Source organism: Pseudomonas sp. B611, from assembly GCF_055407965.1.
Genome location: NZ_JBUZST010000005.1, coordinates 334,014 through 354,721, shown reverse-complemented (window position 1 = coordinate 354,721; position 20,708 = coordinate 334,014). Strand labels below are relative to the sequence as shown.

The 20,708-nt window shown below is 60.5% G+C and carries 20 protein-coding genes; 18 read left to right on the top strand and 2 right to left on the bottom strand.

Going from position 1 to position 20,708, the window contains the following annotated elements; translation table 11 throughout:
* Nucleotides 1–9 precede the first annotated feature (9 nt).
* Together araH and ACZRMO_RS14335 are read left to right on the top strand one after the other, a co-directional pair.
* Nucleotides 10–975: an L-arabinose ABC transporter permease AraH gene (gene araH / locus ACZRMO_RS14340; RefSeq protein WP_124526697.1), complete on the top strand. Its 966-nt coding sequence runs from the start codon at nucleotides 10–12 to the stop codon at nucleotides 973–975.
* Nucleotides 976–1,157: 182 nt separating this feature from the next.
* Nucleotides 1,158–1,961: an IclR family transcriptional regulator gene (locus ACZRMO_RS14335; protein ID WP_463973276.1), complete on the top strand. Its 804-nt coding sequence runs from the start codon at nucleotides 1,158–1,160 to the stop codon at nucleotides 1,959–1,961.
* A gap of 58 nt (nucleotides 1,962–2,019) precedes the next feature.
* On the opposite strand, the gene ACZRMO_RS14330 is transcribed toward ACZRMO_RS14335, so the two are convergent.
* Complete coding sequence (locus ACZRMO_RS14330) at nucleotides 2,020–3,072, bottom strand: NAD(P)-dependent alcohol dehydrogenase (RefSeq protein WP_122485029.1); 1,053 nt, start codon at nucleotides 3,070–3,072, stop codon at nucleotides 2,020–2,022.
* A gap of 181 nt (nucleotides 3,073–3,253) precedes the next feature.
* Between ACZRMO_RS14330 and ACZRMO_RS14325 the strand changes: the two genes are divergently transcribed.
* Both ACZRMO_RS14325 and ACZRMO_RS14320 read left to right on the top strand, forming a co-directional pair.
* Nucleotides 3,254–4,147 carry an AraC family transcriptional regulator gene (locus ACZRMO_RS14325; protein WP_463973275.1) on the top strand — a complete coding sequence of 298 codons (894 nt, stop codon included), beginning with the start codon at nucleotides 3,254–3,256 and terminating at the stop codon, nucleotides 4,145–4,147.
* A 123-nt stretch (nucleotides 4,148–4,270) separates the two neighbouring features.
* Nucleotides 4,271–6,808 carry an OspG family effector kinase gene (locus ACZRMO_RS14320; RefSeq protein WP_463973274.1) on the top strand — a complete coding sequence of 846 codons (2,538 nt, stop codon included), beginning with the start codon at nucleotides 4,271–4,273 and terminating at the stop codon, nucleotides 6,806–6,808.
* Between the two features lie 94 nt (nucleotides 6,809–6,902).
* Here ACZRMO_RS14320 and ACZRMO_RS14315 read toward each other — a convergent pair whose 3' ends face one another.
* Nucleotides 6,903–8,567 (bottom strand): electron transfer flavoprotein-ubiquinone oxidoreductase, encoded by a 1,665-nt coding sequence (locus ACZRMO_RS14315; protein ID WP_124526693.1) that lies wholly within the window; start codon nucleotides 8,565–8,567, stop codon nucleotides 6,903–6,905.
* A 506-nt stretch (nucleotides 8,568–9,073) separates the two neighbouring features.
* On the opposite strand from ACZRMO_RS14315, the gene ACZRMO_RS14310 reads away from it, so the two are divergent.
* The 14 genes from ACZRMO_RS14310 (at nucleotide 9,074) to ACZRMO_RS14245 (ending at nucleotide 20,666) form a co-directional block, all read left to right on the top strand.
* On the top strand, nucleotides 9,074–9,823 hold the full coding sequence (locus tag ACZRMO_RS14310; protein WP_017138339.1) for an electron transfer flavoprotein subunit beta/FixA family protein: 750 nt from the start codon (nucleotides 9,074–9,076) through the stop codon (nucleotides 9,821–9,823).
* A gap of 2 nt (nucleotides 9,824–9,825) precedes the next feature.
* Complete coding sequence (locus ACZRMO_RS14305; RefSeq protein WP_463973273.1) at nucleotides 9,826–10,755, top strand: electron transfer flavoprotein subunit alpha/FixB family protein; 930 nt, start codon at nucleotides 9,826–9,828, stop codon at nucleotides 10,753–10,755.
* Between the two features lie 73 nt (nucleotides 10,756–10,828).
* Nucleotides 10,829–11,644 carry a substrate-binding periplasmic protein gene (locus ACZRMO_RS14300; protein ID WP_463973272.1) on the top strand — a complete coding sequence of 272 codons (816 nt, stop codon included), beginning with the start codon at nucleotides 10,829–10,831 and terminating at the stop codon, nucleotides 11,642–11,644.
* Between the two features lie 9 nt (nucleotides 11,645–11,653).
* The gene (locus ACZRMO_RS14295) at nucleotides 11,654–12,016 is read left to right on the top strand and encodes a DUF4398 domain-containing protein (protein ID WP_124526690.1); all 363 of its coding nucleotides are present in this window, start codon (nucleotides 11,654–11,656) and stop codon (nucleotides 12,014–12,016) included.
* Complete coding sequence (locus ACZRMO_RS14290) at nucleotides 12,013–12,828, top strand: OmpA family protein (RefSeq protein ID WP_124526689.1); 816 nt, start codon at nucleotides 12,013–12,015, stop codon at nucleotides 12,826–12,828. Before ACZRMO_RS14295 ends, ACZRMO_RS14290 begins: the two co-directional genes overlap by 4 nt.
* Before the next feature lie 304 nt (nucleotides 12,829–13,132).
* Nucleotides 13,133–14,572, top strand: a complete 1,440-nt coding sequence (locus ACZRMO_RS14285; RefSeq protein ID WP_122485681.1) for an aminotransferase-like domain-containing protein — start codon at nucleotides 13,133–13,135, stop codon at nucleotides 14,570–14,572.
* A gap of 104 nt (nucleotides 14,573–14,676) precedes the next feature.
* Complete coding sequence (locus tag ACZRMO_RS14280) at nucleotides 14,677–15,141, top strand: translation initiation factor 2 (RefSeq protein ID WP_463973271.1); 465 nt, start codon at nucleotides 14,677–14,679, stop codon at nucleotides 15,139–15,141.
* Between the two features lie 162 nt (nucleotides 15,142–15,303).
* A complete protein-coding gene (locus ACZRMO_RS14275; protein WP_026137112.1) occupies nucleotides 15,304–15,558 on the top strand; it encodes a YkgJ family cysteine cluster protein in 255 nt (84 codons plus the stop codon).
* 41 nt (nucleotides 15,559–15,599) lie between these two features.
* The gene (locus ACZRMO_RS14270; protein WP_463973270.1) at nucleotides 15,600–16,205 is read left to right on the top strand and encodes an START domain-containing protein; all 606 of its coding nucleotides are present in this window, start codon (nucleotides 15,600–15,602) and stop codon (nucleotides 16,203–16,205) included.
* Nucleotides 16,206–16,308: 103 nt separating this feature from the next.
* Complete coding sequence (locus ACZRMO_RS14265; protein ID WP_025999984.1) at nucleotides 16,309–16,545, top strand: hypothetical protein; 237 nt, start codon at nucleotides 16,309–16,311, stop codon at nucleotides 16,543–16,545.
* Nucleotides 16,546–16,758: 213 nt separating this feature from the next.
* Nucleotides 16,759–17,100, top strand: a complete 342-nt coding sequence (locus ACZRMO_RS14260; protein ID WP_015885395.1) for a ribonuclease E inhibitor RraB — start codon at nucleotides 16,759–16,761, stop codon at nucleotides 17,098–17,100.
* A 401-nt stretch (nucleotides 17,101–17,501) separates the two neighbouring features.
* Nucleotides 17,502–18,911, top strand: coding sequence for a circularly permuted type 2 ATP-grasp protein (locus ACZRMO_RS14255; protein WP_463973269.1), 1,410 nt, complete (start codon nucleotides 17,502–17,504; stop codon nucleotides 18,909–18,911).
* A gap of 4 nt (nucleotides 18,912–18,915) precedes the next feature.
* Entirely contained in the window at nucleotides 18,916–19,866 is a 951-nt protein-coding gene (locus ACZRMO_RS14250) for an alpha-E domain-containing protein (RefSeq protein ID WP_026137110.1), read from the top strand.
* Nucleotides 19,863–20,666, top strand: a complete 804-nt coding sequence (locus ACZRMO_RS14245) for a transglutaminase family protein (protein ID WP_463973268.1) — start codon at nucleotides 19,863–19,865, stop codon at nucleotides 20,664–20,666. The genes ACZRMO_RS14250 and ACZRMO_RS14245 overlap by 4 nt, the downstream gene beginning before the upstream one ends.
* Nucleotides 20,667–20,708: the final 42 nt, after the last annotated feature.

The window sequence follows — 20,708 nt, the reverse complement described above, 5'->3', positions numbered from 1 at the left end:
AGGTGAATGATGTCCGACGTAAAAACTGCAAAGGGCTTCTGGCCGGGTTTCAACCAACGCAAGTTCCTCGATGACTGGGTGATGCTGCTCGCGGCGCTGGGCATCTTTGTGCTCAGTGCGCTGTTTATCGACAACTTCCTTTCACCGCTGAACATGCGTGGCCTGGGCCTGGCGATTTCCACCGTCGGCATCGCCGCGTGCACCATGTTGTTCTGTCTGGCGTCGGGGCACTTCGACTTGTCGGTGGGCTCGGTGATCGCCTGCGCCGGTGTGGTGGCGGGCATCGTGATCCGTGACACCGACAGCGTGGTGCTCGGCGTGTCGGCGGCGTTGGCCATGGGCCTGGTGGTGGGGCTGATCAACGGCATCGTCATTGCCAAGTTGCGCATCAACGCGTTGATCGCGACGCTGGCGACCATGCAGATCGTGCGGGGCCTGGCGTACATCTTCTCCAACGGCAAGGCGGTGGGGGTGATGGATGAGCGCTTCTTCGTGTTCGGCAACGGCCAACTGCTGGGCGTGCCGGTGCCGATCATCATCACCGTGCTGTGTTTTGTGTTCTTCGGCTGGCTGCTGAACTACACCACCTACGGGCGCAACACCATGGCCATTGGCGGCAACCAGGAAGCGGCGCTGCTGGCGGGGGTGAACGTTGATCGCACCAAGATCATCATCTTTGCCGTGCACGGCTTGATTGGTGCGCTGGCCGGGGTGATCCTCGCGTCGCGCATGACCTCGGGCCAGCCGATGATTGGCCAGGGTTTCGAGCTGACGGTGATTTCGGCGTGCGTGCTGGGCGGGGTGTCGTTGAGCGGGGGGATCGGCATGATCCGGCATGTGATTGCCGGGGTGTTGATTTTGGCGATCATTGAGAATGCGATGAACCTGAAGAACATCGATACCTTTTACCAGTATGTGATTCGGGGCTCGATCTTGCTGTTGGCGGTCATCATTGACCGCATGAAACAACGCTAAGCCATGCCATGTGAGGACTAAATGTGGGAGCGGGCTTGCTCGCGAATGCGGTGGGCCAGCTAGCTCATCAGGTGACTGACACACCGCATTCGCGAGCAAGCCCGCTCCCACATTTTGATCTTCGCTGTGCTCAGGTTCAGCTTTTGCCATAATGCCCGCGCTTTCACACTTATAGGCCCGACATGCAGGAAAACGCCCCCACCCCCACCAAAGAAACCGCCCCCACCGGCACCCAGACCCTGCTCCGTGGCCTGGGCGTGGTGCATGCGGTGGCGGCCGGTGCGCGGGATCTCAAAGAGATCGCCAAGCGCATCGGCACCACCCGCAGCACCACTCACCGCCTGGCCAGTTGCCTGGTGGAGGAGCGTTACCTGCGCGTGGTGCCGCAAGTCGGTTACCTGTTGGGGCCGAAGCTGATCGAGCTGGGTTTCCAGGCGCGCGAAGAGCTGCCGTTGGTGACGCTGGCGGTGCCGTACCTGGACGAGTTGTCGGCGCTGACTGGCGACACCATCCACTTGGCCATTCGCGAATACGACGACGTGCTCTACCTGCACAAGAACCCCGGCCGCAACGGCCCGGAAATGCGCTCGCGGGTCGGCCATCGCATGCCGCTGGCGCGCACCGGTATCGGCAAGGCGTTGTTGTTGGATGACCCGGTAGACGAGTGGCAGCGCCTGTACGACGTCAGCCAGCCGGCTGCCGGCAAAAGCCTGCAGTGGCCGCAGCACCCGGAGCAATCCTGGGCGCAGTTCGAGCAGCGCATGCGCGAATACGTGGTGGGTGGTTTTGCGTTCGATCTGGAAGACAACGAACCGTCGATCCGTTGTGTCGCGGCACCGGTGCGCGATGCCAGCCGGCGAATCGTCGCCGGCATCAGCATCGCCAGTACCGTGCCCTACATGCCGCTGGAAAAAATGGCCGAGCTGATCCCTGTGATCAAACAGGTCGCAGCGCGGCTGTCAGCGGAGTTGGGCGCAAAGGCCTGATGATCGTTCCCACGCTCTGCGTGGGAACGCCGCCCCGGACGCTCCGCGTCCATCACCTTCAGACCTTCAAAGTAGCCATGTCGATGACAAAGCGGTACTTCACGTCGCCGGCGATCATGCGGCTGTAGGCTTCGTTGATGTTGCGGATGTCGAGCATCTCGATGTCGCAGCTGATGCCGTGCTCGGCGCAGAAATCCAACACTTCCTGGGTTTCGGCAATGCCACCGATCAGGGAACCGGCGAGCACTTTGCGGCCCATGATCAGCTTGGCGGCGTTCACCGGTGGGTCAACCGGTTCGATCAGGCCGACCAGAATATGCACGCCGTCAAAGCGCAGCACGTCGAGGTAGGGGTTCAGATCGTGCTGCACCGGGATGGTGTCCAGCAGGAAGTCGAAGTGCCCAGCGGCGGCTTTCATCTGCTCAGCGTCGGTGGACACGATCACATGGTCGGCGCCCTGGCGACGGCCTTCCTCGGCCTTGCTCGCAGAACGGGTGAACAGGGTCACCTCAGCGCCAATCGCCTTGGCCAGCTTGATGCCCATATGGCCGAGGCCGCCCATGCCCAACACACCGACTTTGTCGCCGGCCTTGATCCCGTAGTGCTTGATCGGCGAGTACATGGTCACGCCTGCGCAGAGGATCGGCGCGGCGCTGGCCAGGTCGAGCGTGGCCGGGATCTTCACCACGAAGTGCTCGCTGACGACGATGCTGTCGGAGTAGCCGCCCATGGTGTTGCTGCCGTCGACGCGGTCCGGGGTGGCGTAGGTCATGGTCGGGCCTTCGAGGCAGTATTGCTCCAGGTCCGACTTGCATGCGTCGCAGTGACGGCACGAATCGACCATGCAGCCCACACCGACCAGGTCGCCGACTTTATGCGCGGTGACGTTGGCGCCGACGGCGGTGACCTTGCCGACGATCTCGTGGCCCGGCATCAGCGGGTACACGGCGATGCCCCACTCGTTGCGCGCCTGGTGGATGTCGGAGTGGCATACGCCGCAGTAGAGGATCTCGATCGCCACATCATCCACGCGCGGGCTGCGGCGCTGGAAGGACATGGGGGCGAGGGGAGTGGTGGCCGACTGGGCGGCATAACCGATGGCGGTGTACATGGCGAAACCTCGCAAAAGCAATCACAGGAGAGGCGGCGCATTCTCCGCGCCGGGCCTTGCAGCGGCCATGGCGATTGCTCCGAGTCTCATGCCTATTCGTCCGGAGGTGCCCCGTGTTTGGATTTATGTGCCGCCAGACCTGCGATGATGCTCTCATCCCTTTTTCGCGAAGTTTTTTGCCATGTTGTTGACCCGCCATCTCGACGCCAACGCCACGCTGGTCTCCTTGATCGAGGGGCTTACGCCCTGCGACGGTTTCTCCCCGACCCACCTGCCGGGCGTGAAGGTGTTGCGCGCCAGTTGCGATGTGGCGCGCGGGCCGCAGATCTATGAGCCGAGCCTGATGTTCGTGGCCCAGGGCAGCAAACTCGCCTATCTGGGCCCGCGAACGCTGGAGTATGGCGCCGGGCATTACCTGATCCAGGCCATGCCGGTGCCGTTCGAATGCGAGACGTTTGCCATGGCGCCGGATGCGCCGCTGTACGGGGTGACGGTGGGCATCGACCGCGTGGTGTTGGGCGAGTTGGTGATGGCCATGGGCATTCAGGCCGGGCCGCCGCCGACGGCGCAGACGTTGGAGTCGATGAGCTCGGTGGTACTCGATGACGCCATGCGCGGTTGCGTCGAGCGGCTGTTGCAGTGCCTGCACGATCCGCTGGAAAGCCGGATCATGGGCCCGGCGCGGGTGCGTGAATTGTTGTTCACCGCGCTGCGCGGGCCCCAGGCCGATGTGTTGCGCGCGTTGGTGGAGCAGCAAGGGCAGTTTTCGCGGATTGCCACGTCGTTGAACCACCTGCATGCGCATTTCGACGAGCCGCTGAATATCGAGACGTTGGCCGGGTATGCGCATATGAGTGCGTCGACCTTTCATGAGCATTTCAAGCGCTGCACGTTGTTGTCGCCGGTGCAGTATCTGAAGCGTCTGCGCTTGTTGAAGGCGCAGCAGTTGCTGTTGGTGGAGGGCATGGGCGTGGCGCAGGCGGCGCATAGCGTGGGGTACCAGAGTACGTCGCAGTTCAGTCGGGAGTACAAGCGCTACTTCGAGCGCAACCCCGGTGAAGAGCGGGCTGTCTGAGCCGAAAGCTCCTGAAACACTGGATCGCCCTGGTTTGTGACAGTGGGAGGAACGGTTTTCTCTCCAGGCGGCACATATGCTCCTGCCGGGCATGTGAATGCCTCAATCCAGGAAATGTCCACTATGAGCGTTCAGCCCTTCATCCCCGCTGTTCAGCGCGCAATACCTTTTGCCATTGCTGAGCCGTCCACGGCAGACGCATCGACGGATAGCCAAAAACGCCCGCGCGCGCAGCGTCGTCCCACCAGGACCATTGACAGTTCGTCGTCAGCCAAAAATAGTCGGCCTGTCGCGCTCGCCGGTGCAGACGACAAGACGATGGGGCCAGGGCAAAAAACGCTTCGGCCCTATAGCCCTGATGATGAGTTTGATGTTGCCAAGGCGGTGATCTACGGATCTGCCGCCCCGTCAGCGCCCGCGGCGGGTTATACGCAACAGGAACGGCTGCAGCGAATTGATGCGTATGCCGGCCGTGTCGTTGCACAGGTCCAGGGCATAGAAAGCGCTAGCGAGGGCGAGCGCAATGTCAGGTTCCAGAAGGTGCGCCAGTTCCTCGAGCCTGCGGGCTATTTCAGCGCTGGGTTGCTGGCTGCCGGGCACGATCCACACGAAAAGATTACCGTGGTGTTCAACGCGTATACCGGCCTGGGTAAGCCGGAGCACCTGACCAGCTCGGAGCGGCGCACCTACTTTGCCTGGGAGATTGCAGCCGGTGCGCTTGCGCACGATAAAGTGCAGCGGGGCGGGCCGATCAATTTTCAATCGATGCAGATCGAGCCAAAGGACAAGGGCCAGGTCGCCGAGCTGGAATCGCTAGGGGCGAACCTTCAAGCCCATTGGGAAGAGGACATCGCGACGCCGATGCGCGATGCCTCGGGCGCGTTGGCGCAGCGCTCGGGCAAAGCAGACGCGTATCTCATACGAGGCACATTACAAAGCCTGGTTGATCACCAAGACAGCTTTGGAAAGTTAAGCGAGGCAGGTCAAAAGGCGGTCATTGATACGTTGCAGAAGAATGGGCAAGCCATTATTCCAAATATCTACGGTTATCCCCTGGCAGGCTACGCCTTTATCCCCCATACCCCCTATGACGGTAACTTTAGACACCGGCCCAACAAGGGCATCATGATTGACTTGAAGAACGGTGCCGCGCACGAGATCTCAGGTGATGAGGCGTTCGCCAGTTGGGCTAAAAACAATCAGGGCAATCTGTTGCGAAGTTTCAATGCCAGTGACAGACAAGGGGGCAGGGATGCTCACTGGCCTAGGGCGGGCGATGTGCTTCAAGCCTTGATTGCGGGCAACCGGGCGACCTATCCGGGGTATCAGAACCCGTTCAAGGACAAGGCTGTGCCAGTGTGGGAAACCTTCAACTACACGGGGTCGCGAGACAGTGACTACTGGTTGAAATACGGGAACCTGAATCAAGGTATTGCCGCGAAATACCAGGCGGTGAACGCAAAAAATGCGGTCTGGTCCGACCAGACCGAAGTATTTGGCTCTTCGCAGCAAAACTGGAAGTCGGCGAAAGACTTCTGGGGAAACACCTTCGGTTATCTACCCGTTATTGGCAACACGGGGAATATTGTCTTTGGCATTCATGACGCCGCTTATGGCATGACGGAGGATGATCGCGTGGGTGGTGCATCCGCAGCAGTGATAGCCGGCCTGCAATTGGCGCACGAAATTGCATCGGCGGGTGTGGAGGCTGGATCAGGCGGGGTGGCTTCGAACCCTGAGCCCTCCATCACTCAACATTACGGCTGGAAACTCAACGACGGCACCCGCGACTTCGAATTGGTGCGGGCCCCCAAGGCTCCGTCAGCCAATGATGAGGTCTCCATTGAAACGCCAAGGACACCTGCCGCACCGTCTGTTTCTGATGCCCCAGCCTATTTCCTGGGGATGCAAGAAGTGGAGTTCATGGGCAAAAAGTATTTTGTCGCTGAGCAACCTGATGCAGGGGATGGTGTGCACTATGTGTTGCGCGTGCGCGATCCCAAGAACCCGTCCGAATTGGTCAGCAGTGGCAAAATCGCCAAGCCCGATGCAAATGGCATCTGGATCCACGGAAGCGTCGCAGGCGGAGAGGTTGATGAATGGGCGGGGCGCTTGAAAGATCCCATTGGATTTGGCTCCCGCGCAATGGTTTACCTCGACCCGGACGATCCGAACTACGTGATCAAAGAAACGTTTCCGCTGCCCACGGCGGGACGTGTTGCCGAGATGAAAACCGAGGTGAAATTATTCAATCGATTTTATGGCGACGGGCGTGCGACGTTCCTGGGGAGTAATGCTGCCGACACCGTGTCTTATATGCGCATGCCCAAGATCTCGGGAGAGAGCCTTGAAAACCTGATGGCAACAGGCAAGGCATTACCCGACGGCGTGTCTGCTGGCTTACTGAATATGTTGGCTGAGTTGGAGAGCGCCGGTATTGCGCACAATGACTTGGCGTCGCGCAATATCCTTTATGACGCCCAGTCCAAAAAATGCTTCCCCGTGGATTTTGGCTCGGCAACGTCGGCGGGAAGTACTTCGGCGCATTCCAACGACCGCTACAGCATCTGGAACTTGAGGCAGGAAATTGAACCTGACGGGCAGTCTTTCGACGAAATGGTTGAGGTGCTGGAATCAGTGAAGTCCAACGCCATCGAATAAACGCACGGGAAGTTGCACTCATCGGGGCGCTGGCCGGATCACCGACGGTCTTGAACAGGCGGTCGGTGATTCGGCGGGTCAGCCAGCTGTCGTTCTACATATTCGGGTAAGTCGGCCCACCCGCGCCTTCCGGCGTAACCCACGTGATGTTCTGCGAAGGGTCCTTGATGTCACAGGTCTTGCAGTGCACGCAGTTCTGGGCGTTGATCTGGAAGCGCTTCTCGCCGTCTTCCTTGGTGATCACCTCATACACGCCGGCCGGGCAGTAGCGCTGCGCCGGTTCATCATAGAGCGGCAGGTTGGTACCGATCGGGATGCTCGGGTCTTTCAGCTTCAAGTGGCACGGCTGCTCTTCTTCATGGTTGGTGCTGGAGAGGAACACCGAGCTCAGCTTGTCGAAGCTCAGCTTGCCGTCGGGTTTCGGGTAGTCGATCTTCTGGCTGTCTTTCGCAAGCTTCAAGCAGGCGTAGTCCGGCTTGGTGTCGTGCAAGGTGAACGGCATCTTGCCGCCGAGGATGTTCTGGTCGAACCAGTTGAAGCCGGCGCCGATGATCGGGCCGAACTTGTGCATCGCCGGGCCGAAGTTGCGGCTGGCGAAGAGTTCTTCGTACAACCAGCTGGATTTGAAACTCTCGACGTAAGCGGTCAGCTCGTCACCGCCTTCGGAGTCGGCGAACAGACGGTCGGCCACGGCGTCGGCAGCGAGCATGCCGGACTTCATCGCGGTGTGGCTGCCCTTGATCTTGGCGAAGTTCAGGGTGCCGAGGTCGCAACCGATCAGCGCGCCGCCGTTGAACACCATCTTCGGCAACGAGTTCAGGCCGCCTTTGCAGATGGCGCGGGCACCGTAGCTGATGCGCTTGCCGCCTTCCAGGTACTGGGCCAGCACCGGGTGATGCTTGAGGCGCTGGAATTCATCGAACGGCGACAGGAAGGTGTTGCTGTAGGACAGGTCGACGATCAGGCCCACGACCACCTGGTTGTTTTCCAGGTGATAGAGGAACGAGCCACCGGTGTTTTCGGCGCTCATAATGTCCAGCGGCCAGCCGGCGGTGTGCACCACCAGGCCTGGCTGATGCTTGGCTGGGTCGATTTCCCAGATTTCTTTCAGGCCGATGCCGTAGTGCTGGGCGTCGGCGTCGCTGTCCAGGTTGAAGCGCTGGATCAGTTGCTTGCCGATGTGGCCGCGGCAGCCTTCGGCGAACAGCGTGTACTTGCCGCGCAGCTCCATGCCTGGGGTGTAGACGCCTTCTTTCGGATTGCCTTCGCGGTCGACGCCGAGGTCGCCGGTGATGATCCCGCGTACCACGCCGTTTTCGTCGAACAGTGCTTCCTGGGCGGCGAAGCCTGGGTAGACTTCCACACCCAGGTTCTCGGCCTGCTGGGCCAGCCAGCGGCACAGGTTGCCCAGGGAGATGATGTAGTTGCCTTCGTTGTGCATGGTCTTGGGCACAAAGAAGTCGGGAACCTTGGTGGAGGCTTCGGGGCTGCGCAGTACATAGATGTCATCGCGCACCACGGGGGTGTTGAGCGGGGCGCCGAGTTCTTTCCAGTCCGGGAACAGTTCGTTCAGGGCGCGGGGTTCAAACACCGCACCGGAGAGGATATGCGCGCCGACTTCGGAGCCTTTCTCGACCACGCAGACGCTGATTTCCTTACCGGCTTCGGCGGCCTTCTGCTTCAGTCGGCAGGCGGCAGACAGGCCCGCCGGGCCAGCGCCGACGATGACCACGTCGAATTCCATGTATTCGCGTTCCACAGGTTATCTCCTACTCAAGGCTCAACAGGCTTTTTTTCTAATGGGGTGGAGGTTTGGTGTCGTCTGGCGCGAAGGCCCGACCCACCTTTCTCTCTAGGTGGCGCATTATATATAGACCACTGCTAGCGTCCAATACAAACGTTTGTTTGAATTGGCCGCAGGCTAGGTAAATCAAAGCAACGCGGCTTATGACTGGCTATTTTGGCGTATTGACCAGAATAGGCGTTCCGGTCAATATACGGTCGGTTTTGCGCTTACCGTAGGCAGACAGCGGGTTTCAAGAGCACGTCCAAAGACAGGCAAAAGGCATGCGTGCCCAAATGATGGCGCGCAGTTTACACGCCGCGATAAAGAATGACCTCTCAGTCACCACTGACGAACGGTCATCACTTCCCGTGAGCAAGGTCACTGCCGATGGTTTTGGAGGTGCCCTTGTGTGCCGATGAGCATCAACCGCCAGGTTCGCCTAGGCGACTTTCTTTTCACCGGAGAGTAACGAGGAATCCATGAAGGTTCTTGTAGCTGTCAAACGCGTTGTCGATTACAACGTGAAAGTTCGCGTCAAGGCGGACAATTCCGGCGTCGATCTTGCTAACGTCAAGATGTCGATGAACCCTTTCTGTGAAATCGCCGTGGAAGAAGCCGTACGCCTGAAAGAAAAAGGCGTGGCAACTGAAATCGTCGTGGTTTCCATCGGTCCTACCACTGCTCAAGAGCAGCTGCGTACCGCCCTGGCACTGGGTGCCGACCGCGCCATCCTGGTTGAGTCTGCCGAAGACCTGACCTCCCTGGCCGTGGCCAAGCTGCTCAAGGCCGTTGTCGACAAGGAACAGCCTCAGCTGGTGATCCTTGGCAAACAAGCCATCGACAGCGACAACAACCAGACTGGCCAGATGCTGGCTGCACTGACCGGTTACGGCCAGGGCACCTTCGCGTCCAAGGTTGAAGTGAGCGGCGACAGCGTAGCGGTCACCCGTGAAATCGACGGCGGCGCCCAGACCGTTTCCCTGAAACTGCCGGCCATCGTCACCACCGACCTGCGTTTGAACGAGCCGCGCTATGCGTCCCTGCCAAACATCATGAAGGCCAAGAAGAAGCCGCTTGAGTCGGTTACTCCAGAAGCTTTGGGCGTTTCCACCGCCTCCACCAACAAGACTGTAAAAGTTGAAGCACCGGCTGCACGCAGCGCGGGCATCAAGGTCAAGTCGGTAGCTGAACTGGTCGAGAAACTGAAAAACGAAGCGAAGGTGATCTGATCATGACTATCCTCGTAATCGCCGAACACGATAACAAGGTGCTGGCCCCGGCCACCCTGAACACCGTGGCTGCTGCCGCTAAAATCGGTGGCGATATTCACGTGCTGGTTGCCGGCCAAGGCGCTGGCGCCGTGGCTGAAGCCGCTGCGAAAATCGCTGGCGTGAGCAAAGTCCTGAACGCTGACAATGCTGCCTACGCGCATCAGCTGCCGGAAAACGTTGCCCCGCTGATCGCAGAGCTGGGCGCCGGCTACAGCCACATCCTGGCTGCCGCGACCTCCAACGGCAAAAACATCCTGCCACGCGTTGCCGCGCAGCTGGACGTTGACCAGATCTCCGAGATCATCTCGGTTGAAAGCGCTGACACCTTCAAGCGCCCGATCTACGCCGGTAACGCCATTGCTACCGTGCAATCGACCGCTTCGGTAAAAGTCATCACCGTGCGCGCCACCGGTTTCGACCCGGTTGCCGCCGAAGGTGGTTCGGCTGCCGTTGAGGCCGTCGCTGCTGCCCACAACGCTGGCACCTCCAGCTTTGTCGGCGAAGAGCTGGCCAAGTCGGATCGTCCTGAGCTGACCGCTGCCAAGATCGTCGTTTCCGGCGGCCGTGGCATGCAGAACGGTGACAACTTCAAGCACCTGTACGCCCTGGCCGACAAGCTGGGCGCTGCGGTCGGCGCTTCCCGCGCGGCCGTCGACGCAGGTTTCGTACCCAACGACATGCAGGTCGGCCAGACCGGCAAGATCGTTGCGCCACAGCTGTACATCGCGGTCGGTATCTCCGGCGCGATCCAGCACTTGGCCGGTATGAAAGACTCCAAAGTGATCGTTGCGATCAACAAGGACGAAGAAGCACCGATCTTCCAGGTGGCTGATTACGGCCTGGTCGCGGACTTGTTCGACGCCGTACCTGAGTTGGAGAAGCTGGTCTAATCCAGCCGCTTCACTTATAAAGAGCCCGGTCCTTGTGACCGGGCTTTTTTTTGACTTGCTGGAGAGCTTCCCCATGGAATTGCGCTGCTGGACTGTACTGCTGGGCCTCACGCTGCTGCCAGGCCTGACGCTGGCTGCCGGCAAATGCGAACGCCTGGTGATCACCGGCAGCCCGGACGCACCGCCCTTGCTCTGGCGTGACCCCCAAGACCCCACGCGCCTGATCGGTGCCACCGCCGATGTGTTGCAACAAGTGGCCAAGGACCTCGGCCTGAAGATTGACCTGCTCTACGGCGGCAAACGCTCCCTGGCCCTGGACGAAGTGCGCAGCGGGCGCATGGATATTCTCGCCGATGCGCCGCTGAACCTTGGCGAACTGGACACCCTCGACTACATCCACCCGGCCCTGGTGCAGACCGATTACCTGGTGTGGACGCGCAAGGATTCGGCGCTGGCCTACACCGCCGCCGCCGACCTGCACGGCCACAAGGGCGCGGTCTCGGAGCGCGCACGCTTGAGCGCCGGCTTCGAAACCTTCGCCGGTCAGCAACTTACCCTGCAACGCATGCCCAGCTTGACGCCGGCCTTCCAGAAACTGCTGCTCGGTGAAGTGGACTACGTCCTCGCCGGACGTTACTCCGGCATGGCCATGGCCCAGACCCTGGGGATGAGCAATGACTTGATCGCGCGCGAAGTGCCGGTCGATCAGCCCGGCCTCTACCTGGCGATTTCCCACAACTCCGCCTGCAATGATCCGTGGCTGCGCGGACAGTTGGCCAAAAAGATGACAGAATTGTCGGCCTCCGGTGTGGCGCAAGCAGCGTTGCAGAGCAATCTGGAACGTTGGAAAGCGCAATTGCAGCAACCTGTCGGCACCCCAGCAAAGTAAGGATTTTCAGTGACTCTTCGACCTCTTTTCGCGGCCCTCGCCGTCGCCGCCCTGGCGGGATGTGCGAGCGATCCTGCGCCGATTGAACAAATGCGCCTCACCCAGCAAGCCCTGGAACAAGCCAGTGCCGTGGGTGCCAACGCGGATGAATCGCCTGAACTGAAACTGGCCGAAGCCAAGTTTGCCCGGGCCCAGGGCAGCATGGCCGATGAGTCCTACAAAAACGCACGCATGCGTGCCGAACAAGCTGAACTGGATGCGCGCCTGGCCGAAGCCCAAGTGCTGACCCGCAAGAGCCAGGAGCAGTTGAACGTGCTTAACACCCGCATCACGCGCCTGCGCAAACAGCTGCAGTTGGGAGAAGCCCAATGAGCCCGCTGATCCGTGGTTTGAGCTGCGCGTTGCTGGTGAGTAGCGCAGTGCTGGGCGGTTGTGCCAGCCATCCCAACAGTGAGCAGGCCTTGCAGCAGGCGGGCAGCGACTTCCAGAAGGTCAAGGAAGACGCCAACGTGCTGCGTTTCGCGCCCAAGGACGTGATCCGCGCCGGCGAATCCCTGGCGCGTGCCGACCGCCTATCCAGCTACTGGGGCAGTGGCAACGACGTCGCGCATTACGCTTACCTGAGCCAGCGCTACAGCGCCATTGCCCGCGAACACACCGAGCAGGCGCTCAACGCCGAACGTGGCGCCAAGCTCGAACTGGAACGCCAGCGCCTGCAACTGGCCCTGCGTGAAAACAAGCTGACCAGCGTGCAGCAGCAGGGCAAATGGCTCGAAGAACAGATCGCCAGCCTGACCACCACCCAGACCGATCGCGGTTTGGTGATGACCCTGGGCGACGTGCTGTTTGATACCGGCGAAGCGGAGCTGAAAAACTCGGCGAACCGCACAGTGTTGAAAATCGTCCAGTTCCTGCAACTGAACCCCAAGCGCGTGGTGCGCATCGAGGGTTACACCGACAGCACCGGTGGCGAGCAGGAAAACGTAAAACTGTCCCGTGACCGCGCGCAATCGGTGGCCGATGTGCTGGTGGACCTGGGCATCGATGAAAAACGCATCCAGGTCGAAGGGTATGGCGACCAGTATCCGGTGGAGGCCAACGCATCCGAGCGGGGCAGGGCGCAGAACCGTCGGGTGGAGATTGTGTTCTCTGACGAGAAGGGCCAGTTGGGCGCCGCTCGCTAAAAGCCAGACACCGCTCCACATGTGGGAGGAGGGCTTATGTGGGAGCGGGCTTGCTCGCGAAGACGGTGTGTCAGTTACAGGTATTTCAGCTGATCCACCGCTTTCGCGAGCAAGCCCGCTCCCACACAAGCCCGCTCCCACATTGTGTTGGGTGTACACCCAAAAAACGCTTCACTACCCCTACAGTTTTTACTGTCACTCCCGCCCGCGCTCGACTATTGTGGCAACTGTCCCCGTACACTTCTAAACTGTGCCGGTATGTTTCACACAAAAATAAAATACCCGTGAAATCGAGTGCTGCGTCATGACCAATCTGTTGCTCTACCAACGTATCGCCCAGCAACTGGCTGAGGATATCCGGCGCGGTGTCTATCAACCGGGCGAGCGCGTGCCTTCGGTGCGCAAGATGAGCTCCCAGCTCAACGTCAGCCATGCCACGGTGTTGCAGGCCTACGCCAACCTGGAAGACCAGGGGCTGATCCGCGCGCGGCCGCAGTCCGGCTACTACGTGCACCAGACGCCAGCACTCACCGCGCCGACGCCAGACATCGCTCGTGTAGAGCGGCCGGGGTTGGTCACCCGCAGCAGCATCATCCAGCAGGTATTGGTCGAGTCGCGCCGCGAAGGCGTGTTCCCGTTGGGCGCCGCGGTGCCGAGTGTCGATTACTTGCCGGTGCGCGCACTGCACCAGCAGTTGGCCAAGGTCACGCGCTTCCAGAGCCCACGGGCGTTCAGCTACATGTTCAGCCCCGGTTTCGAACCGCTGCGCCGCCAAGTGGCGATCCGCATGCGCGATGCGGGCGTGGTGGTGGACCCGTCCGAAGTGGTGATCACCCACGGTTGCGTGGATGCGTTGCAGATGTCGTTGCGGGTGCTGACCCGGCCCGGCGACCTGATCGCCGCGGAATCGCCGACGTACTACGGCTTGCTGCAACTGGCTGATCTACTCGGCCTCAAGGTCATCGAAATTCCCAGCGACCCGGCGTCGGGCATGAGCCTGGAAGCCCTGCAACTGGCGGCCAACCAATGGTCGATCAAGGCCCTGGTGTTGACCACGCGCCTGAGCAATCCCCTGGGCGGCACCATGCCCGAGGAGCGGCAGAAACAGTTGCTGCGCCTGGCCTCGGATTTCGATATCCAGATCGTCGAGGATGATATCTACGGCGAGCTGATGTTTGAAGTCGGCCGCACCAAGGCCCTGAAAGCCTATGACCGCCTGGATCGGGTGATCTACTGCTCCAGTTTTTCCAAGACCCTGTCCCCCGGCGTGCGGATCGGCTGGATGATTGCCGGCAAATACCAGCAGGAAATCCAGCGCTTGCAGATGTTCAGCACCCATTCGGCGTGCAGCGTCACGCAGATGGGCGTCGCGGCCTACCTGGAAAACGGTGGGTATGACCGCCACCTGCGCTATATCCGCCAGGAATACCGCAAAAATCTCAACGCCTTCCAGCTGGCGGTGCAGCAGTACTTTCCCGAAGGCACGCAGATGACCCGCCCCAGTGGTGGTTTTATCCTGTGGGTCAGTTTGCCGGGGCGGGTCAATACCCAGGAACTGCACGTACGCGCCCTGCAACAGGGCATCAGCATTGCGCCGGGGCTGATTTTCAGTAACACCGAGCAGTTCAACCACTGTATTCGCCTCAACTGCGGCACGCCGTGGAACCGCGAGGCAGAGCGCGCGCTGATGACCTTGGGGATGCTCGCCAGCCAGCTGTGCCAGGAAACCGCTGCGGGCCTTTGAACCCAGGAACAGGGGCATGATCGGTAGCGGGCTAATCAACACGCTTGTCATGCCGCGCACAACAAGCGAGCATATGGCCCTCTGCCGTTAATGCTGTTGGCGATATGACCTCTATTTTCCGCGCTGTCTGGGTGATTGGCCTGCTAAGCCTGTGCAACGTCGGCACCGTGCTGGCGGCGGCGCCTGTGACTGAACGCGCGCCCGCCGCTGCCGCGCAAAAGACCCCGGCGAAAAAAGCCCCGGTGGCGAAAAAGAAAGCCCCAGCAGTTAAAAAACGCGCAGCGAAAGCGAGCAAATCCGCCAAAGAAGTGGCCCAAACCCAATTGCCACCGGCACAGTTGGATCTGTCCCTGCCTTCGGACATGGTCAGGCACTTGCAGCCCATTGGCACCATGCCCAAACCCAAGAGCGTGCCCTTGCTGCCGCCGATGTTCGGTGAGAAACCCACCGACAACAGCGCCTTCCAGATCAATGGTCGCCTGCTCAGCAATGAGATGAAGCTGCAACTGCGCAATGAAGAGCGCCGTGACGTGGAAGGCGCAGCGCTGGAATTCGAGTTCAAGCAGTAAACTTTTCCCACAAACGTGACGGCGCCCTTCGACCATCTGTCGCAGACTGGTCAGTCACTTTTGTTTTCTGCGAAAAACCCCTGTTAGACCATTTTAAAACGGCTGTTTAAGGGCGTACTCTAGCCCGGCCATCCACATTGAGTCGTCGAGGACCTGCTGGTCATGAAATGCCGTGAAGGCTGTGGCGCTTGCTGCATCGCCCCCTCCATCAGTTCGCCACTCCCCGGGATGCCACAGGGCAAACCGGCGGGCGAACGCTGCCTGCACCTGTCGGTCGAACAGCTGTGCCAACTGTTCGGGCAACCGGAGCGACCGGCGGTGTGCAGTGATTTCAAGGCGGATATCGAGGTCTGCGGCACCGACCAGGCCGACGCGATCCGGTTGATCGGCTGGTGGGAGCAGATGACGGCGGCTTGATGGGCTTTACTATCGGAACTTCAACAATAAGGAATACAACAATGGGTTCGCTGAAACGAATGGCTGTGTTGTGCGGTTTTACGGTGATGTTTGCTGCCACTGCCCAGGCTGAGGATTGGCAGGTCGCCAAGGACGAAGACGGGATCAAGGTGTCGTTGAGCGAAGTCGCCGGCTCCAAGTACAAGGCGTATCGCGGTGTGACCGTGATCAAGGCGCCTGTGGCAAAAATCGTTGCCCTCCAAGAAGACGTAGCGGGTGCCTGTGCCTGGATCCACGAGTGCAAATCCCAGAAGCTGGTCGACAAGAAAGGCGACGAGAGCTGGACCTACACCCAATTCAAGGCCCCGTTCCCTGTGACGGATCGTGATTCCTACCTGCACATCACCACCACCAAGGCGGCCGACGGCTCGCTGACCCGTAAGCTGGAAGGCGTACCGACCTACAAACCTGAAGAAAAAGGCTACGTACGTGTCGCCCAAGTGGACGGTTTCTGGAAACTGACGCCCAAAGGCGACAACCAGACCGAAGTCACTTACCAGGTGCACACCGAGCCAGGTGGCAGCGTGCCCTCGTGGCTGGCCAACAAGTTCGTTGTAGACGCGCCGTTCAACACCTTGAAAGCCTTGAAAGAACACGCTGAGAAGTAAACGCAGCTGATCAGGTGTCTCCTACCTTGGGTGGAACGTTTGCCGCCCCCCCAAGGTCCAGATAGAGGTAAGCCCACACATGGGTTTTATCGAGGAGGCACCGATGCAAAAGTGGCAGATTACCTTCGTTGATGATCACGGCGTGAAGTCCGTCGAGCAGTTCACCTGCGAGCAGAAGCCCAGCCTCGAAGATGCGGCACACATGATCCGCAACAAGCTGGTGCCGGTCGCCGCCGAACTTGACCTCAACGACCTTGAGGGGCGCAAGCCCGAGCCAACCGTCAAGATCCTCAAAGACCAGAACAGCATTCAAATCCTCGACATCTCGCCTGCCGCCTGAACATTCCCTGTTTGCTATTAAAGCGCCTCTGGTGGAGGTGATAGCTTCGCGCTACTCTGCAATCGAGATCAGCGAATGAATCGCTAAGGTCTGGTCTTGTCAGCTACATGCTTGTTTTCCAGCGGTGTTGTTATTGCCGTAGTACCCACGCTATTACGGCGTGGGCTTCGGGAAGCACGGAAAGTCTATCCATCGGTTAGAGGAGCACTTTTCATGAGCACAGCCTATCAAGAAGACATCAGCACCAACGTTCTGCGCCGCATGAAAGAAGGCGGCTTCGACTTCTCGCGTTTTCACCCCATCGAGTTCTACGCGATTTTTCCGGATGAGGAACGGGCGCGCAGGGCTGCGGGTGAGTTTCGTGGGGAATCCCTGAATGCCCAGGTCAGTGCGCGCGACGATGGCGCCTGGTACCTGGAACTGAGCAAGATCATGTTTGCCACCTACGACGGCATAGGCGACTTCGAGCAAGACTTTGAAGCCGTGGTCGAACCGCTGGGCGGGATCATCGAAGGCTGGGGCGTCAAGCAGGAGGTGCGTGGGTTACCCATGTAGCAGTATGAGAAACACAGCGTATCGGCTGACCTTTGGGTCGGCCGATTTTGTTTGTGCCGTAGGAAAACTTTTCGGAACTTGCGCGACCTTTTTCAGCACCAAAAAAAAAGCCACCCAACGAGGGTGGCCTAAAGGGAAGAGCGATGTGCGCAAAGGCGCGTGTTCAGCAGATGAGCGCGATTATCCGCAGGCTGGGCCGGGCAGTGAAATCAACTCTGACTATGCTGTTGATAGTCAAAGCCCGCATTGCGATGAAGCGTGCGACAGGACAGCGGGCATTCTGCGCACCAGGACGGTGCGGCTGGATTTCTGTTTCTATTCAACTCACTGATTTTTAAGTGTTTATGCCGCTGGCACGGGCCTTGCGATGGTTCTTGCGTCCGGGTGACAAGGAGTACGGCATGATCCGCACTTATTACGATGAAATGTACGATGGGGCAGGGCTGGTCCGCCCCCATTACCGCGAATTCGCCCGCTGGTTGGCCGAAACCCCTGCTGAACTGCTGGCCCAGCGCCGGCGCGAAGCCGATTTGCTGTTTCACCGCGCCGGGATCACCTTCACCCTTTACGGCGACGAACAGGGCACCGAGCGCCTCATTCCCTTTGACACGATCCCGCGCAGCATTCCTGCCAGCGAATGGCGGATCGTCGAGCGCGGCTGCATCCAGCGGGTCAAGGCGCTGAACATGTTTCTCGCCGACCTGTACCATGAGCAACGCATCATCAAGGCCGGGATCATCCCCGCCGAGCAGGTGTTGGCCAACGAGCAGTACCAGTTGGCGATGCAGGGCCTGGACCTGCATCGCGATCTGTATTCCCACATCTCCGGGGTCGATCTCGTACGTGATGGCGACGGCACCTACTACGTACTAGAAGACAATCTGCGTACCCCGAGCGGCGTCAGCTACATGCTCGAAGACCGCAAGATGATGATGCGTCTGTTCCCCGAACTGTTCGCCGCCCAGCGCATCGCCCCCATCGATCATTACCCCAACCTGCTGCTCGACACCCTGAAAAGCTCAAGCTCCCTGGACAACCCCAGCGTGGTGGTACTGACGCCGGGGCGCTTCAACAGCGCGTTCTTCGAGCATGCCTTCCTGGCCCGGGAGATGGGCGTGGAACTGGTGGAAGGCGCCGACCTGTTTGTGCGCGACGACCGCGTCTTCATGCGCACCACCGACGGCCCCAAAGCGGTGGACGTGATCTATCGTCGCCTCGACGATGCCTTCCTCGATCCGCTGGCGTTCAACCCCGACTCCATGCTCGGCGTGCCCGGCCTGCTCGCGGCCTATCGCTGCGGCAATGTGGTGCTGGCGAACGCCATCGGCACCGGGGTCGCGGATGACAAGTCGGTGTACCCCTTCGTCACCGATATGATCCGTTTTTACCTGGATGAAGAACCGATCCTGAAGAACGTTCCGACCTTCCAGTGCCGTAAGCCCGACGAACTGTCCCACGTGCTGGCCAACCTGCCGGATCTGGTCGTAAAGGAAACCCAAGGCTCCGGCGGTTACGGCATGTTGGTGGGCCCTGCCTCCACAGCGGCAGAGATTGAAGCCTTCCGCGCGCGTATCAAGGCCAAGCCCCACGCCTATATCGCCCAGCCCACTTTGTGTTTGTCCACGTGCCCGACCTTTGTCGAAAACGGTATCGCGCCGCGCCATATCGACCTGCGCCCGTTCGTCTTGTCCGGCAAGGAAACCCGCGTTGTGCCGGGCGGCTTGACCCGCGTGGCACTGCGCGAAGGCTCGCTGGTGGTCAACTCGTCCCAGGGCGGCGGCACCAAAGACACTTGGGTGGTGGAGGACTGATGCCATGCTGAGTAGAACTGCCTCGGATTTGTACTGGATGTCGCGCTACCTGGAGCGCGCGGAAAACCTCGCGCGCATGCTCGATGTCAGCTATTCGCTGTCGCTGATGCCCCAGGATGGGCGCGGTGATGGCCTGCATGAACTGGCGATGCCGCTGCTGATCACTGGCACGCTGGATGACTACCGCGAGCGTCACGGTGAGCTGCACGCCGAACACCTGCTGCACTTTTTTGCCCTGGATGCGGCCAACCCGGCGAGTATCTACAGTTGCCTCGGCGCAGCGCGGGCCAGCGCCCATGCAGTGCGTGGGCGAATCACCGCCGACATGTGGGAAAACATCAACGCCACCTGGCTGGATATTCGCGATATCGCCCAGCAAGGCCTGAGCCGCTACGGCATGAGCCGCTTTTGTGAATGGGTCAAGGAACGTTCCCACCTGTTTCGCGGCGCGACCTACGGCACCATCATGCGCAACGATGCCTTTCGGTTTATTCGCCTGGGCACCTTTATCGAGCGGGCCGACAACACCCTGCGCCTGCTGGATGCGCGCTACGAAATGGCCGGTGACCAGGCCGCAGCGGTCACCGACGGCACGGCCCACGCCTACTATCAATGGAGCGCCTTGCTGCGCGCGCTGTCGTCGTTCGAGGCCTACACCGAGATCTACCGTGATGCGCCTGGCGCGCGGCAAGTTGCCGAGTTGCTGCTGTTGCGTGCCGATGTGCCGCGTTCGCTGCGCGCCTGCAGCGAGGAAATCGACCAGATCCTCGCCAGCCTGCCCGGCCTCAACGGCCGCCCGGCCCAGCGCCTGGCCGCCGAGATGGACGCGCGCCTGCGCTTTACCGCCATCGATGAAATCCTCGAGGAAGGCCTGCACGCCTGGCTGACCGACTTTATCCCCTTGGTACGCCAGTTGGGCGACGCCATCTACAGTTCCTACCTGGAGGCCGCATGAGACTCTCCATCAGCCACGAAACCACCTACCACTACGACGACCAGGTTCGCGCCAGCATCCAATACCTGCGCCTTACGCCCCACGACAGCGAGCGCCAGCACGTCCTCAGTTGGCAACTCGACCTGCCACGCCCGGTGCGCGCCCAAGTGGACCCGTTCGGCAATATCCTGCACGTGCTGACCCTGGACGAACCCCACGACGCCATCATCATCGGCGCCCGTGGCCAGGTCGACATCGACGAGCTGCGCGAGGCCGAACACGAGAGCCAGTCCGCGTTCCCCTTCTTGCGCAGCACACGCCTGACCGAGGCCGACGAGGCTCTGCGCGGCTTTGCCCGGCAGCACTGCCAGCAACGTCGCGACCGCAGCGCATTGATCGACCTGATGCAGGCCCTCAACCACTCGATGGTCTATACACCCGGCGCCACCGAAGTCGACACCAGCGCCGCCGAAGCCTTCGCCGGCCGCGCGGGCGTGTGCCAGGACCACACCCACGCGTTCCTGGCCTGCGCCCGCAGCCTGGGGGTGCCGGCGCGGTATGTGTCGGGGTATTTGTACACGGAAGACACTGCGCACCTGGCCAGCCACGCCTGGGCCGAAGCCTGGCTGGATGACGCCTGGTACAGCTTTGACGTGACCAACCAGCTCGCACGACCCGAGCGGCACCTGAAGCTCGCCGTGGGCCTGGACTACCTCGACGCCTGCCCGGTGCGCGGCATGCGTCGTGGCGGCGGGCATGAGCAGATGCATGCCAAGGTGTTTGTGGCGCCGACGCCGGTGATTGCGGTGCAGCAACAGTAATCGGCAGAGCGGAGCAGATCAACTGTGGACGCTGGCTTGTGT